Source organism: uncultured Maricaulis sp., assembly GCF_963976135.1.
In the GTDB taxonomy this organism is placed as follows: Bacteria; Pseudomonadota; Alphaproteobacteria; order Caulobacterales; family Maricaulaceae; genus Maricaulis.
Genome location: NZ_CAXBKN010000010.1, coordinates 30636 through 45438 on the forward strand (window position 1 = coordinate 30636; position 14803 = coordinate 45438).

Annotated in this window: 17 protein-coding genes; 8 read left to right on the forward strand and 9 right to left on the reverse strand. The window is 62.4% G+C overall.

All coding sequences use genetic code 11. The annotated features are described in order from the left end of the window. Positions 1–61 precede the first annotated feature (61 nt). Both AAC023_RS02565 and AAC023_RS02570 read right to left on the reverse strand, forming a co-directional pair. Positions 62–457: a hypothetical protein gene (locus AAC023_RS02565; protein ID WP_339737807.1), complete on the reverse strand. Its 396-nt coding sequence runs from the start codon at positions 455–457 to the stop codon at positions 62–64. Between the two features lie 124 nt (positions 458–581). After that, positions 582–1796 carry an NADP-dependent isocitrate dehydrogenase gene (locus AAC023_RS02570; RefSeq protein WP_339737809.1) on the reverse strand — a complete coding sequence of 405 codons (1215 nt, stop codon included), beginning with the start codon at positions 1794–1796 and terminating at the stop codon, positions 582–584. Positions 1797–1905: 109 nt separating this feature from the next. Here AAC023_RS02570 and AAC023_RS02575 point away from each other — a divergent pair, with 109 nt between their 5' ends. After that, positions 1906–2655, forward strand: coding sequence for an RNA methyltransferase (locus tag AAC023_RS02575; RefSeq protein ID WP_339737811.1), 750 nt, complete (start codon positions 1906–1908; stop codon positions 2653–2655). A gap of 4 nt (positions 2656–2659) precedes the next feature. Here AAC023_RS02575 and AAC023_RS02580 read toward each other — a convergent pair whose 3' ends face one another. Together AAC023_RS02580 and AAC023_RS02585 are read right to left on the reverse strand one after the other, a co-directional pair. Further along, on the reverse strand, positions 2660–3898 hold the full coding sequence (locus tag AAC023_RS02580) for a hypothetical protein (RefSeq protein ID WP_339737813.1): 1239 nt from the start codon (positions 3896–3898) through the stop codon (positions 2660–2662). A 64-nt stretch (positions 3899–3962) separates the two neighbouring features. Then, positions 3963–5411 (reverse strand): MBOAT family O-acyltransferase, encoded by a 1449-nt coding sequence (locus tag AAC023_RS02585; protein WP_339737815.1) that lies wholly within the window; start codon positions 5409–5411, stop codon positions 3963–3965. Positions 5412–5670: 259 nt separating this feature from the next. Here AAC023_RS02585 and rpsD point away from each other — a divergent pair, with 259 nt between their 5' ends. Then, positions 5671–6288 (forward strand): 30S ribosomal protein S4, encoded by a 618-nt coding sequence (rpsD, locus tag AAC023_RS02590; protein WP_339737817.1) that lies wholly within the window; start codon positions 5671–5673, stop codon positions 6286–6288. Positions 6289–6495: 207 nt separating this feature from the next. After that, the gene (locus AAC023_RS02595) at positions 6496–7017 is read left to right on the forward strand and encodes a hypothetical protein (protein WP_339737819.1); all 522 of its coding nucleotides are present in this window, start codon (positions 6496–6498) and stop codon (positions 7015–7017) included. Between the two features lie 83 nt (positions 7018–7100). Here the strand turns inward: AAC023_RS02595 and AAC023_RS02600 are convergent, their stop codons facing one another. Genes AAC023_RS02600 through AAC023_RS02615 form a run of 4 tightly spaced genes read right to left on the reverse strand, consistent with a single transcriptional unit; the run spans position 7101 to position 8987 of the window. Continuing rightward, entirely contained in the window at positions 7101–7508 is a 408-nt protein-coding gene (locus AAC023_RS02600; RefSeq protein ID WP_339737821.1) for a DUF427 domain-containing protein, read from the reverse strand. A 16-nt stretch (positions 7509–7524) separates the two neighbouring features. Beyond that, positions 7525–7857, reverse strand: coding sequence for a Grx4 family monothiol glutaredoxin (gene grxD / locus AAC023_RS02605; protein WP_339737823.1), 333 nt, complete (start codon positions 7855–7857; stop codon positions 7525–7527). After that, complete coding sequence (locus tag AAC023_RS02610) at positions 7857–8747, reverse strand: aldo/keto reductase (protein WP_339737826.1); 891 nt, start codon at positions 8745–8747, stop codon at positions 7857–7859. Before AAC023_RS02610 ends, grxD begins: the two co-directional genes overlap by 1 nt. A gap of 3 nt (positions 8748–8750) precedes the next feature. Next, positions 8751–8987 (reverse strand): BolA/IbaG family iron-sulfur metabolism protein, encoded by a 237-nt coding sequence (locus AAC023_RS02615; RefSeq protein ID WP_339737828.1) that lies wholly within the window; start codon positions 8985–8987, stop codon positions 8751–8753. Positions 8988–9139: 152 nt separating this feature from the next. On the opposite strand from AAC023_RS02615, the gene AAC023_RS02620 reads away from it, so the two are divergent. The 3 genes from AAC023_RS02620 (at position 9140) to mddA (ending at position 11676) form a co-directional block, all read left to right on the forward strand. After that, entirely contained in the window at positions 9140–9643 is a 504-nt protein-coding gene (locus AAC023_RS02620) for a YHS domain-containing (seleno)protein (RefSeq protein WP_339737830.1), read from the forward strand. A gap of 73 nt (positions 9644–9716) precedes the next feature. Next, complete coding sequence (locus tag AAC023_RS02625; RefSeq protein ID WP_339737832.1) at positions 9717–10718, forward strand: M28 family peptidase; 1002 nt, start codon at positions 9717–9719, stop codon at positions 10716–10718. Positions 10719–10932: 214 nt separating this feature from the next. Beyond that, positions 10933–11676, forward strand: coding sequence for a methanethiol S-methyltransferase (gene mddA, locus AAC023_RS02630; protein ID WP_339737834.1), 744 nt, complete (start codon positions 10933–10935; stop codon positions 11674–11676). A gap of 77 nt (positions 11677–11753) precedes the next feature. Here the strand turns inward: mddA and purL are convergent, their stop codons facing one another. Beyond that, positions 11754–13979, reverse strand: a complete 2226-nt coding sequence (purL, locus tag AAC023_RS02635; protein ID WP_339737836.1) for a phosphoribosylformylglycinamidine synthase subunit PurL — start codon at positions 13977–13979, stop codon at positions 11754–11756. 95 nt (positions 13980–14074) lie between these two features. Here purL and AAC023_RS02640 point away from each other — a divergent pair, with 95 nt between their 5' ends. After that, positions 14075–14281, forward strand: a complete 207-nt coding sequence (locus tag AAC023_RS02640; RefSeq protein WP_339737838.1) for a hypothetical protein — start codon at positions 14075–14077, stop codon at positions 14279–14281. Positions 14282–14293: 12 nt separating this feature from the next. Beyond that, positions 14294–14752 (forward strand): type II toxin-antitoxin system HicB family antitoxin, encoded by a 459-nt coding sequence (locus tag AAC023_RS02645; RefSeq protein WP_339737840.1) that lies wholly within the window; start codon positions 14294–14296, stop codon positions 14750–14752. Positions 14753–14803 lie beyond the last annotated feature (51 nt).

Below are 14803 nucleotides of genomic sequence, written 5' to 3' on the forward strand. Positions count from 1 at the left end.
GCTGCCTGTGTGCGGTGATAGCGCGGTGCTGGTCGTTCGCCCTGTTCGAAGGCGGTTGGCTTTACGCTTCGCGCTGGGCCAACCAGGCGCGGGCGGCGGCTTCGGAGCGGAAATAACGCTCATCAGTCATGCGTTCGGTCCGGGAGTGAAGCTCGTAATAGGTCAGCAGGCCGGCCGCGACCTCATCGCTGCACACGACCGCAGCGCGCTTGCCCTTGCCATCTGTGCGGGGCGTGTCGAGGGCGGCGAGGTGATGGACAAGCTCGGCTGTATCCTGGGCTGAAACATCGCCCAGACTGGCATCGGTCATCACGGTCAGAAAATCATAATCATTTGACCAGCGTGGATCGGCGCGCGCGGCCCGGACGCCGGCAACCATCGTGTCAATGGTCAGCCGCCCGCTCATGCTCCAGACGCAGATCTGATCCTCGGGGAAAAACTCGTATGTGACGGTCAAACCTGGCACCTGCCTGCTGATAACGCGTCGATTCTTGCCCGATGCCACAGGTTTTGACAATACAAAACGGGCGCCGTCACCAAGGTGTCGACGCCCGTCCGGCAATTGGATTTTGCGAGGTGAATCAGGCCATCGCCACCTGGAAGCGCTCATCGATCTTGTCGAGGAAGCCCTGGGTCGACAGCCAGCCCTGATGGTCGCCGACCAGCAAGGCGAGATCCTTCGTCATGAAACCGGCTTCCACCGTCTTGATGATGGTGTCTTCCAGCTTGGCGGCGAAGGCCATCAGCGCTTCATTGCCGTCCATCCGGCCGCGATGCGACAGGCCCTGGGTCCAGGCAAAGATCGAGGCGATCGGATTGGTCGAGGTCTGCTCGCCGCGCTGATGCTGGCGATAGTGACGCGTGACGGTGCCGTGAGCGGCCTCGGCCTCGACGACGGAGCCATCGGGCGACATCAGCACGGACGTCATCAGGCCGAGCGAGCCAAAGCCCTGGGCGACGGTGTCGGACTGGACATCACCATCATAATTCTTGCACGCCCAGACGAAACCGCCGGACCATTTCATCGCCGCGGCGACCATGTCGTCGATCAGGCGGTGTTCGTAGGAAATGCCCTTGGCGGCAAAGGCGTCCTTGAACTCGGCGTCGAAGATTTCCTGGAACAGGTCCTTGAAGCGGCCATCATAGGCTTTCAGGATCGTGTTCTTGGTCGACAGATAGACCGGCCAGCCGCGCTGCAGGCCGTAATTCAGGCTGGCACGGGCAAAATCGCGGATGGAATCATCCAGATTATACATGCCCATGGCGACACCGGCGCTCGGGAAATCGAACACTTCGCGCTGGATCGGCTCGGAACCATCCGATGGCTGGAAGGTCATCGTCAGCTTGCCGGCGGACGGGACGAGGAAATCGGTCGCCTTGTACTGGTCGCCAAAGGCGTGACGGCCGATCACGATCGGGCGCTGCCAGCCGGGCACCAGGCGCGGTACGTTGGAGATGACGATCGGCTCGCGAAAGACAACGCCGCCAAGGATGTTGCGGATCGTGCCATTGGGCGAGCGCCACATTTTCTTGAGGCTGAATTCCTCGACGCGTGCTTCATCCGGCGTGATCGTGGCGCATTTGATGCCGACGCCGTATTTCTTGATGGCTTCCGCCGAATCAACCGTGATCTGGTCGTCGGTCTCGTCGCGCTTCTGGATCGAGAGATCGTAATATTTCAGATCAATGTCGAGATAGGGCAGGATCAGCTTGTCCTTGATCAGCTGCCAGATGATGCGGGTCATCTCATCGCCATCGAGCTCGACGACAGGGGTATCGACTTTGATCTTCGCCATGGTGTGGTGCTTTCTTTTCGGACGGGTGTGTAAGGCGCTAGGTATGGCCCTGTATTCTGATTTGCGCGCTCTCTAGCATTGGCGCGCCCCAAGGTGAAGGCCCTGCTCCATGACCCAAGCGACCGCTGCGCCCTCCTTCATCCTCGTTCACCCGCAATTGGGCGAGAATATCGGTGCGGCGGCGCGGGTGATGGGCAATTTCGGCCTGTCCGATCTGGTGCTGGTCGCGCCGCGCGATGAATGGCCCAATCCCAAGGCGGTCTCGATGGCGGTCGGATCGCCTGTGCTCGGCAATGCCCGGCTGGTCGATGATCTGACGGCGGGGGTTGGGGGTTTCACAAGGCTTTATGCGACGACCGCGCGGCCGCGCGGCATGGAGAAGCCGGTGATGACGGCGCGCGAGGGCATGGCCGATGCCCGCGCCGCGATCGCGGCGGGCGAGACGGTCGGCATTCTGTTCGGCGGTGAAAAGGGCGGTCTGCTCAATGATGCGGTCGCCCTGGCTGATGTCATCATCACCCTGCCGGTAGACCGCAGTTTCTCATCGCTTAATCTGGGTCAGGCCGTCGGTATCCTGGCTTATGAGTGGATGGCCGAGGAGGGCGCTCCGGCCGTGTTCGACCCGGTCTCCGATGTCGCCTCGCGTTTCGATCTCGAGGGCATGTTCGAGCATTTTGAAGCCGAGCTGGAACGTTCCGGCTTTTTCTACCCGCCCGACAAGACACCGCTCATGGTGCAAAACCTGCGCGCCGCCTTCGTGCGCGGCCGCTGGACCACCCAGGAAGTGCGCACCTTCCGTGGCTGTGTGAAGGCGCTGGCGATGGGGCGCGGCAAGGCGCGCACGGTGCAGGAAAAGTGATCCGCTAGCGTGCGGCGCTATGTTCATCCTCAATGCGCCGCACATCGCGTTCCAGATCGACATGATCAGTGCGGGTCAGGAAGGCCCGCGGTCCCGCTTCGGGCTCTGGCGGATTGGCATCAAAACCGTCAAAGGCCTGCGCCGCGTGCACTTCCCATGGCGTCTGCGATTGCAGCCAGGCCTCCCGGCCGGCCTGGAAGGCGTCGAGGGCGGCCTCCAGCGTGTCCGGCGTCAGGCGGCGTCCGAAATCCTCGCCGACCTGTCCCACATCGCTGTGTCCGGCAAGCCGGTCCAGGATTGCCTGGCCCAGCGCCGGACGGTAGTGCGAGGGCACGTAATACCAGGGGCTTGGCGCCGAACCATCAGCGGCGGGCGGCGCGGTTCGAGCCGGCGCAGAAAAGCCACCGAAATCCCAGGCTTGCAGGGCCGGACCATCGAAACAGGCCTGGTTGGCCTCTGGCGTGACGCCGCGCGCCGCAATCTGGGCCGCGATGTCGCGGCGCAGGGCGATCTCGGCGGGGCCGGCTCCGGCACGCTGGCGCGCTTCCTCATACCAGGCATGGACCGGGTGGATGAAAACCACGATCTGCTTGCCCGAGGCGAGCAGGGCATCAATGCCGCGGAACAGGAAGGCGACGCGCTCGGGGTCGTATTCGAACGAGGCGTAATAGCGATAGCGCTTGGCCAGCTCTTCCTCGAACCGTGCCGGCAGACCGGCCTCGGCATAGGCCTGTTCCCAGCGCTCATCCGAGCCGCCGGTGCGATTATCGTCGACAGTCTGCAGGGCCCGGGCAAAAGCGCTTGGCGACAGGGCCATCTTCGCCAGGGCTGCGATCTGCGAACCGCCGGCCATCGGCGTGATCCAGTAGGTCGCCTGGGTATTGGTGTCGGTGGAGAATTCGCGCAGATCGACACCGATCACGACGCAATTGATCGCGTCATTGCGCGCGGCGAGGGCGCTGGCGCGGGCCAGTTCGAAGGCCGAGGTGCCGGCCATGGCCAGGTTTTCATAGCCGCCGGGCCAGTCGGGCAGATCGCGCGGAAAACCGTCCATAACCCGCGAACTGCCCAGGGTGATCGTGCCGGCCTCGCCGGTCAGCAGGCGGTGGCCGACATGGACGCGGTAGCCGTCCTCATGCGCGCGGGTGCGGCGGGCGTTGACGCCCGCAATCGAGATCCAGGGCGCGATCTCATAGGGATCCACCACCAGGGTGAAACCGCCAAAGCCGACAAGCCAGACCATCAGCGTGGCCGCAAACAGCCGCGCATAGTGGGCCAGGCGCCTGGCAGCGCCGGGTTTGGGGGTGTCAGAAGCGGTAATAGATGAACTCCGCGACGGTCCAGGAATTGATGATGGCGATGAAGAAGAGGCTGGCGATCAGGATCGCGCTGGTGGTGCTGGCCGACCAGCGCCAGCCCTTTTGCAGCCGGTCTTCCTGTCCCGCCAGGGTGCGCGGGTCGAGATGGCGCGACACCGCCGAAATCGTGTCGGGCAGCGCCCAGATGATGGCCAGGCTGACGATGATCGCGATGAAAGGTTCGTCGCCGACATTCTCGCCCAGCCCGTTGAGCCCGGCCATGCCGGCCAACATCTCGCTGGCGGCAGCAAAACTGTCGGCCCGGAAGAAGATCCAGGCGAAGCTGACAAAGGCGAAGGTGAGCAGGGGGGCGAGGAATTTCATCGGCTTCGGGAAGAGCCCGTTCGGGAATTTGCTGTCGATCCAGTGACACCAGGCCAGGCCCAGCCCGTGCAACCCGCCCCAGACAACAAAAGTCCAGGCCGCCCCGTGCCAGAGCCCGCCAAGCAGCATGACGATAAACAGATTGACCCAGCGCCGGGTCTCGCCCTTCCGGTTGCCGCCGAGCGGGATGTAGAGATAGTCGCGCAGGAAACGTGACAGGGTGATGTGCCAGCGACGCCAGAAATCGACGATGGAGGTGGCGCGATAGGGCGCGTTGAAATTGGCCGGGATGTGAAAGCCGAACATCCGCGCCAGGCCGAGCGCCATGTCGGAATAGCCGGAGAAATCGAAGAAGATCTGGAAGGCGTAGCACAGGGTCGAGGTCCAGGCTGCCAGTGCCCCGACTTCACCGCCATGGGCGGCAATGTCGAACCCGCTCGAGGCAAAGGGCTCGAGATTGTCGGCGAGCAGGACTTTCTTGGCCAGACCGAGGGCGAAAATGGTGAAGCCGACGCCGAGATTGTCGGACAGCTTGTCCTTGCGCGAGGCATCGTCGAACTGGTCGGCAATCTCCTTGTGGCGAATGATCGGGCCGGCAATCAATTGCGGGAAGAAGGAGACGAAGAGCGCGTGTTTCACCAGGCTGCCCGGGCTGGCATGATTGCGCGCGACATCGACCAGATAGCTGATCTGCTGGAAGGTGAAGAAGGAAATCGCCAGCGGCAGTGCCAGATGCGCCAGCGGCAGATCGAGCCCGGTCACCGCATTGGTGTTGGCGACGAAGAAGTCGGCGTATTTATAGACGCCGATCAGGGCCAGGTTGAAGACAATGCCGATCGCCAGCCAGGGCTGGGACCCGCGATTGCGGATCACGATGCCGAAGCCGTGATTGACAATGATCGAGCCGAGCAGAAGCGCCAGATAGTTCGCGTTCCACCAGCCATAGAAGACCAGCGAGGCCAGCGTCAGCAGCGCCAGCGCCGCCTGGTGTCCGGCAAAGCGCCGCGCGATATAATAGATCGCCAGCGTCGCAGGCAGGAAGAGAAACAAAAACTCGATCGAATTGAATAGCAAAGGCCGGCTCCCCAGGGGCTGGAGACGGTGTGCCGCATTTGCGGCGTTGGGGAAAGTGGCTTTGTCGCCCGCGGGCTTGCCGACGCCTCACACCCCCGCCGCCCACAGCCATTGACATTCGCCCCCACACGGCTAGAACCCCTTTTCCCTCGCCGGAGCCTTGCTCTGTGTGGATCAACCCCAACGGGACGATGCGTGAACCGCCGTTTTAATCGTGGACCTTGAGGGAGGTACACCGGGCCGCATCGATAGAGAGAACATGTCAAAACGTCATAATCAGAAGTATAAAATTGACCGCCGCATGGGTGAAAACCTTTGGGGCCGTCCTAAATCTCCTGTCAATTCACGTTCTTACGGTCCTGGCCAGCATGGTCAGCGTCGCAAGAGCAAGGTCTCCGAATTCGGCCTTCAGCTGCGCGCCAAGCAGAAGCTGAAAGGCTATTACGGCAATATCACCGAAAAGCAGTTCCGCCGCACCTTTGACGAAGCTTCGCGTCGCAAGGGCAATGCTGCCGAGAACCTGATCGGTCTGCTGGAATCGCGCCTCGATGCGCTGGTCTATCGCGCCAAATTCGTCCCGACCGTTTTCGCGGCCCGTCAATTCGTCAATCACGGCCATGTCATGGTCAATGGCAAGCGCGTCAATATCGCGTCCTACCGTTGCAAGACCGGCGATGTGGTTGAAGTGCGTGAACGTTCGCGTTCGATGGCCCTGGTGCTCGAAGCGCTGGAAAGCCCGGAACGCGACATTCCTGATTATCTCGATCTCGACACCAAAGGCATGAAGGTCACCTTCGTGCGGGTTCCCGAGTTCGCTGAAGTGCCTTACCCGGTTCAGATGGAACCAAATCTCGTGATCGAGTTCTACTCCTCGTAAGCGATACCCGTATCCAGTTATCGATCAGGCCGTCCGGTTATGCCGGGCGGCCTTTTTGCTGGGCGATCAGAATTGGCGGCGCAGTGCGGAGCATCGGCGATGCTCCTGTCGCAGGGAACTGGCCCCGATATTGCGTTTGATTAACAAAGTGTTTCAGTTCGGGCTTGGCGGACTGGAAGGCCTGGCAGCTTCCTTGGGGGATACTTCATGCGCAAATTCGTTCTGGCCGCACTCGGCGCCGCGCTTGGCTGCGCCGCCTGTTCTACAACAGCCGATCCCGAACCGGTGGCGCGAGCCGGTCTGATGGCGTCACTGCCGGCCATGCCGTCCCTGCCGGTCATCCACATGCCGCAGGTCAATCTGGCCGATGTCTCCCTGCCGGGGACGCGCCGGCAAGCGCCGCAGGTCGATCCCGATCTCGAGCCGGTGGTCTATTGGCGGGTGATTGATGACGACATTCTGGTCGTCCATGCCGACACGCAGGGCTGTACCTCGCGCGCCGACTTCACCATTGATGTCGAGCAATATGATCGCGACATCTATACCGTGAGCCTGACGCGGCATCAGCCTGATCGCTGTGTGCGGGAACTGCCCTGGGGGGTTCAGCTGGGTTTCGGTTTTGAAGAACTCGGCGTGCCCGCGGGCGGGCGTGTCATCGTGCTCAACCCGCTCGATCAGCGTGCCTGGGACTGGAATGAACCCGCCCGTCAGGACCTGGCGCAGCGCTAGACTGCGGAACAGCGCGCGCGGGACCTCGTGTTTTGAAGCTTCTGCGGCGCGCAAGGCCGGGCCCGCCCGGGCCGCCAGATCACCTAGGCCGGAGCGGCCGGGGAAGCTTGCAGCAATTCAACGCTCACCTTGTCGGGATAGAAGGCGAGCCGGTCCTTGATCGCGGCAATATGGGCGAAGGGGCTTTCATAGCTCCAGGCCGCATTCTCCAGCAGGCCGCCGTCCTGGAGCCGGATATGGAAATAGCTGGCCTTGCCCTTATAGGGGCACCAGCTGGTGTGCATTGAGCGTTGCAGGAAGCGCGGCGCGATATCGCTGCGGCGAACATAGAGCACGGGCGGATAAACATGCTCGCGCAATTCCAGCGCGTCGGCCCGGGCGGCGAGCCGCTCGTCGCCGACGCGAATGTGTACGGGCTGGTCGATCTGCCGCAATTCCAGCGGATGATCGATTCCGGGCTGCAGGATGGGACGGTCTGGACGATCTGTCATGGCGGCCCTTTTGTGATCAGGCGCTTTCAAGCACGCCTTTGTCCTTGAGATAGGTCTGCAATTCGCCGCTCTCGAACATTTCCTTGATGATGTCGCAACCACCAACGAACTCACCCTTGACGTAAAGCTGGGGGATGGTCGGCCAGTTGGAGAAGTCTTTGATACCCTGACGGATATCGGCATCCTCAAGCACGTTGACGCTTTCGAACTCGACCTGGAGATGGTCGAGAACGCGCGCGACCACAGAGGAAAAACCGCATTGCGGGAAGACCGGTGTGCCCTTCATGAACAGCACGATGTCGTTATTTTCGACAGCGGCCTTGATGGCGTCGTGGGCGGGGGTGGTCATTATTGAGCTCCTGGTAAATCCCTGCCGGAGAGCTGGGGGCTCCCGGATCGTGCTTCAAGTCCTGCCAGCCGCGCATTGGCAGCGAGATTGGCGGAACGTGTTGTCAGGCATACTACTGCATCGACACCGGTCTGATCGAGTGCCCATTTCAGCGCACCCTCGGGCGGCACGCGATTGCGTTCCGACGTCGTGCCGTCGAGGGCCTGTTTGGCAGCACGGGCCAGATACCACAGATCGGCGCGCGAGGTGGGTGGGCGCAGGCCGGAGCGGGCCGAACTGCTGATCGCCTCGATTCCGATCACCCGGTGACCCGCTTCGTGGGCCCGCGCCAGGCGATCGAGCGCGGCAGTGTCGAGACCGGAATTGACCGGGGCCATCAGGACGTCGAACACGCCCAGATCAAGGGCGACATCAAGTTCCGGGCCGCGGCCGCAAACGCCGATCTGGCGGATCATGCCGCGCTCGCGCAGGGCTTCGAGCCGCTGGATCAACCGGTCTGACATGTCTGGCGCTGAAGGCCCGTGCAGCAACAGAAGGTCGACATAGGGTGTTTGCAGGCGTTCGAGCGAACCGCGCAGCGACATTTCCACCGCGCCGGCGGAAAAGTCGCGCTGGCGGTCGATATCGATGCCGGCCTTGGTGACGAGGCAGAGCTCATCGCGCCGGCGGCCGCGCAGGGCTGTGCCGAGCCGGCGCTCACCTTCGCCGCGGCCATAGCTCGGCGCGGTGTCGAACAGGGTGATGCCGAGATCGATCGCCCTGGAAATCAGGCGCCCGGTCGCGCCCCGCGAGACGGCGGGGGAGGCATGCGGGCCGGTAACGCCGAAGCCGAGCCGCGAGAGCGGACCGGGCGCCGTCGGGCCGGGTGGAGTGGGGATGGCGTCGCTCATGCTTCAGGCGTCGGGCGTGCGGGTTTCCAGCGCCAGGGCATGCAGCTCATTACCCATTTTCGAGCCGAGCGTCGCATAGACCATCTGGTGCTGGGCGACGCGCAGCTTGCCGCGGAAGGCCTCGCTGGTCACAATGGCCTTCCAGTGATCATTATCGCCGGCCAGATCCTCCAGCACGATTTCGGCGTCCGGCAGGCCGGCCTTGATATGGGCGATGATCTCTTCGGCGGGCATGGGCATGGTGGAGCATCCTGGTCGGGCAGTGATCACGAAATCTTGCATCCGGCGGGTCAAAGCGTGACCTTTCGGGCGGGCGGCGACGGTTTTCAAGCGTCTGTGTCCGGCTCATACAGGAGGCGACGCTATCCGTCACCTTGGCCGAGGGGAAGCCCATGATCCGATTGCCTGCAGCAAGCTGGCCCGCGCGCGCCGTTTTCGCCCTCTTCGGGCTCATCGCCCTGCTGGTCCTGCCGGCGGGCTATGCCCACGCCGGCGAGCCGTACACGGATCACGAGGGGCGGGCCCTGAGCGGATATGACGCGGTGAGCTATTTCACCGGCGCCGGGCCTTTGATGGGGCTGGAGACGATAACAGCCGAGCATGATGGCGCCACATGGTGGTTTGCCAGCGAGGCCGACCGTACGCTCTTTCTGGCTGACCCGGCGCTCTATGCCCCGGCCTATGACGGCCATTGCGCGTTCGCCCTGGCCGATGGCCGCAAGGTGCGCAGCGATCCGCTCGCCTGGGAGATAGTCGATGGCCGTCTCTATCTCAATTTCTCACCGGCCATCCATCGCCGCTGGCAGCAGGATATTCCCGGCTATCTGGCGCAATCGGAGGCCCATTGGCCGGCACTGGAAAGCGAGCCCGCGGCGCGTCGGGGCCGCTGGTTCTGAGATTGCGGATATTTCAGTGGGGTTGTAGCCGGGCGCGTGGCAAGTTGGACCCGAGATTATTCGGGGGAGTTTCATGCGCTATCAATCCTTGCTGGCAACAGCCCTTCTTGCAGCGTTTGCCGTTGCCTGCCAGTCGCCCTTCGGCACCGCCGCGAACGAGTCGGCCGGCGTCGAATCGCTGCAGCGCTCCGGCGGCAACGCGCCAGCGATGGACCGGGCGCAATTGCTCGAGGATCTGCGCATTCTCGCAGCCGACGACATGGAAGGCCGTCTGGTGGCCACGGCGGGCAGCGAGCGGGCCCGCGCCTATATCATCTCCCGCTTCGAGCAGATCGGGCTCGAGCCGATCGGCGAAAGCTTTGAATCGACCTTCGAATTCGCCCGGCCAAATGGCTGGTCACCGTCCACGACCGGCACCAATATCATCGCGCGGCTGCGCGGCACCGGCGAGTCTGGCCGGGTGATGGTGATCAGCGCACATTACGATCATATGGGCATGCGTGGCGGCGAGATCTGGAATGGCGCTGACGATAATGCGTCCGGTGTTGCCGGTCTGCTGGCCACGGCGGCGAGTTTTGCCACCACACCGCCGCAGCATGATATCATCTTCGTGGCCTTTGACGCCGAGGAGCATGGCCTGCAGGGGGCTGAAGCCTTTGTCGCCAATCCGCCCGTGCCGCTCGAGACGATCACCTTCAACCTCAATCTCGACATGCTCGCAATGTCGCAGGAGCGGATCCTCTGGGCGGTCGGGACCTATCACTATCCCGCCCTGATCCCGGTCGTGGATGCGGTCGCGGCGCGCTCGAATGTCAATCTGCCGATGGGATTTGATGAGCCGACCGAGGAGCGTGGGGCCGACTGGACGCATGCGACCGACAGCGGTGAATTCCACGCGGCCGGCATCCCCTTCATCTATCTGGGCGTCGATTATCACCCGCATTATCATGAGCCGACCGACACGTATGAGAACATGACCCTGGACTTCTTCCAGGACGCCTCGGAGACGGTCATTGATTTCGCGCGTGAAGCGGACCGGCAGTTGGACATGATCGGCGACGCGTCAGGCCGGTAGCTGCTCGCCACTCTCTGACCATTCCGCGAAGCCAGGCCAGGCGATCATTGTGGCCGGACAGGGAGCCTTGTCCGGCCAATTTTGTCTTTCGGCCAGCCCTTGCCTCAGCGCAGCGCCCGTGACAGGGTCCTGCCTTCACGTAAAGGTAAAGCACTTCACCAATTATCTCGTCGGGTAAAATAAAATCCCTGGCAAAGCGAAAGAGAGCTCCGGAATGTTGAAGGCATCATACTTTCTGTTTAGCGTTCTGAGTTACCTGTTTTTCTTCATTGTATTTCTGTACTCCATCGGTTTCGTCGGTAATATCTACGTGCCAAAGGGTATTGATGATGGCGCGACCTCGCCTCTGCTGGTTGCGGCCGCCATCAATATCGTCTTGCTGGGTATCTTCGCAGTTCAACACACGGTTATGGCGCGAAAGCCCTTCAAGGCCTGGTGGACGAAGATCATCCCGCACCAGATTGAGCGCGCCCTCTATGTTCTGTTGTCCAGCGCGGCCCTGGCCCTGATCTACTGGCAGTGGCGGCCGATGACCGGCACGGTCTGGTCGGTCGATATCCCGATTGTCGCGACCGCGCTCACCGGCCTGTTTTTCATGGGTTGGGCAATCGTGCTGATCTCGACCTTCCTGATCAGCCATCTTCATCTGTTCGGACTCAAGCAGAGCCTGGCGGATGCGCCGGAAACCGCCGACGAATCGCCGGTTCTGGCCCAGACGCTGTTTTACAAACTGGTCCGCCACCCGCTCATGACCGGCTTCATCATTGCCTTCTGGGCGACGCCGCAGATGACGGTCGGGCATTTGTTGTTTGCGATCGTGACCACCGCCTACATCCTGGTCGCCCTGCAATTCGAGGAGCGCGACCTGATCGCCGAATTCGGCGATCAGTACCACGCGTACAAGCAACGCGTCGGCATGGTGCTTCCCATGCTTGGCCGGTCACCGAAGCCGAAATAGGCCCGGCCAGCCGCGAACAGAAAACGCCCGGTCATCGACCGGGCGTTTTCATATTGGTCTTGCGCGGGGCGGGCGGCCTATTCCGCCGCGATCACGGCCTTGCTCATCAGACCCGGCAGCCAGCCTTCCCAGGCGCTGCGCAGGCGCGAAAGCTCGAGATTATGGGCACCATTGACGGTGATCGCCGTGCCGCCGCCCAGACCGACGACCTGGATCGGGATGTCGTCGGCTTTCGCGTCCTGCAGGATGGCGATGGCGTCTTCCTTCTTCGCGGCGATGAGATAGCGCGCCTGGTCTTCGCCGAACAGGAAGCCATGCATCGGCACATCACCCTCATGGGCCAGCTTGATGCCGATCTTCGAGGCCAGCGCCATATCGGCCGCAGCGCAGGCAAGGCCGCCATCGGAGAGGTCGTGACAGGCGGTCAGGCGGCCGGAGCGAATCTGGCCGCGGACGAAATCGCCATTGGCCTTTTCAGCCGCCAGATCGACATGGGGTGAGCCACCATCTTCGCGGCCTTCCACTTCCTTGAGATAGATCGAGGCACCCATCGCGCCGATGGTCTCGCCGACCAGCAGCAGGATATCGCCTTCTTTCAGGCCACCAAACTGGCCGCGCTTGTCGATATCGGGAATCAGGCCGACGCCGCCAATGGCCGGCGTTGGCGGAATGGCCGCACCATTGGTCTCGTTATAAAGGCTGACATTGCCGGACACGACCGGGAAGTCGAGCTTGGCGCAGGCTTCCGCCATGCCGTCGATACAGCCGACGAACTGGCCCATGATCTCGCGCCGTTCCGGATTGCCGAAATTGAGGCAGTCGGTGATGGCGATCGGATCGGCACCGGCGGCGGTGAGATTGCGCCAGGCTTCGGCGACGGCCTGTTTGCCGCCCTCAAAGGGATCAGCCTGGCAATAGCGCGGCGTACAGTCGGTGGTGATCGCCAGCGCCTTGTTGGTGCCATGGATGCGCACAATCGCGGCGTCCGACGCGTCCTGTGAACTGGCGACGGTGTCGGCCATCACGTGGCGGTCATATTGCGACCAGATCCAGGCTTTCGAGGCCATATCCGGCGAGCCCATCAGCAAGAGCAGGACTTCGCCCATATGTCCCGGCTTGGCGACATCGCTGGCGGTGATCTGGGCGCGCACTTCAGGCGCGTGCCAGGGGCGGTCATATTTCGGCGCATCATCAGCCAGTGGCGCAATCGGAATATCGCAGACAGTCTCGCCCTTGTGGGTGAGGACCATGCGCTTGGTATCCGTGGTCTGTCCGATCACGGCGACATCGAGTTCCCATTTCTCGAAAATCCGCATCGCGACATCTTCGCGGCCCGGTTTCATGATCACCAGCATGCGCTCCTGGCTCTCCGAGAGCATCATTTCATAGGTCGACATATTGGTTTCGCGTTGCGGCACCTTGTCCATGTCGAGCTCGATACCGATGCCGCCCTTGTCCGCCATTTCGACCGAGGAGGAGGTGAGGCCGGCGGCGCCCATATCCTGGATCGCGGCGATGGCATCGGTCGCCATCAGTTCGAGACAGGCCTCGATCAGCTTCTTCTCGGTGAAGGGATCGCCGACCTGGACGGTGGGGCGTTTTTCGGCGCTGTCATCGTCGAATTCGGCCGAGGCCATGGTGGCGCCGTGAATACCGTCGCGGCCGGTCTTGGAGCCGACATAGACGATCGGCTGGCCCGGCTCGGCACCGCGGGCATAGAAAATCTTGTCGGCATCGGCCAGGCCCACGGCCATGGCGTTGACGAGGATATTGCCATTATAGCCGGCGTGGAAATTGGTCTCGCCGCCGACCGTCGGCACGCCGACGCAATTGCCATAACCGCCGATACCGGCAACGACGCCGTCAACCAGCTGGCGCGTCCTGGCATGGTCCGGCGCGCCAAAGCGCAGCGCATTCATCAGCGCAATCGGCCGCGCGCCCATGGTGAAGACATCGCGCAGAATGCCGCCAACACCGGTCGCCGCGCCCTGATAGGGCTCGATATAGGAGGGGTGATTATGGCTCTCCATCTTGAAGATGGCCGCCTGGCCGTCGCCGATATCGATCACACCGGCATTCTCGCCCGGCCCCTGGATCACCTTCTCGCCCTTGGTCGGCAATTTGCCCAGATGCAGGCGCGAGGACTTGTAGGAGCAATGCTCCGACCACATCACCGAGAAAATCCCCAGCTCAACGAGATTCGGCGCCCGGCCCATCCGGTCGAGGATGACCTGGTACTCATCGGTCGAGAGCCCGTGTTCCTTGACGATTTCGGCGGTGATATTTTCGGCGTATTGAGTCATAATGCAACCTCTGGGACGCGTTAGGCGAGGCGCACATTTTTGTGCGCACAGTATTGTGTCTTATCTGTCCTGGCCCTATATCGGAGGAAGGTCCGATGAACGGCAAGGAGTTTTTACGCCGACTCCGCATCTACGCGAAAGCCCACAGGCTGGATGTCGAACTTTCACCCGAAAGGGGCAAGGGCGGGCATCAGCTGGTACGGCTTGCCGGGCGACCGACCACAGTCAAGTCCGGCGAGATCGGCAAGGGGCTTTTGGCCAAGATGCTCAAGGACTTGAACGTGCCGAAGGACAAGTTTTGACGGAGCAGGGCCATGCAGGAAGCCAATTCTATCGTATTTGCATATCCGATTTCCCTCGTACCGGATGAGGACGGACGCCTGCTCGCGACCAGTGTCGATTTTCCCGAACTGGCGACCGATGGTGCCGATGTCGGCGAGGCGCTGGCCAATGCCAGCGACGCACTCGATCTGGTGATTCGCGAGCGCTTGCGGCGCGGGGAGGCCGTTCCCGATCCGTCGCCGCGCCAGGGCGCTGACTTTTCTGCCTGCCCGGAACATGTGACGGCCTACCGCGTCGCCCTGTCGCGCTGGGCGGCAAGCCGCGGACGCGGTGCACAAAGGGAATTGGCGCAATTGCTCAGCAAGGGAGAGACGCATGTGCGTCGCCTGTTGTCGCCTGAAGGTGGGGCCAGCATGAAAAGCCTGGTCCAGGCGCTTGCAGTGATCGGTTTGCGTGCAGAGCCGACGATAGCTGTGCTGCGTCGGCGCTAAGCGCTCCCCAGCAAGCTCTCAAACAAGGCCAGCCCGTCCGTGCCGCCATGC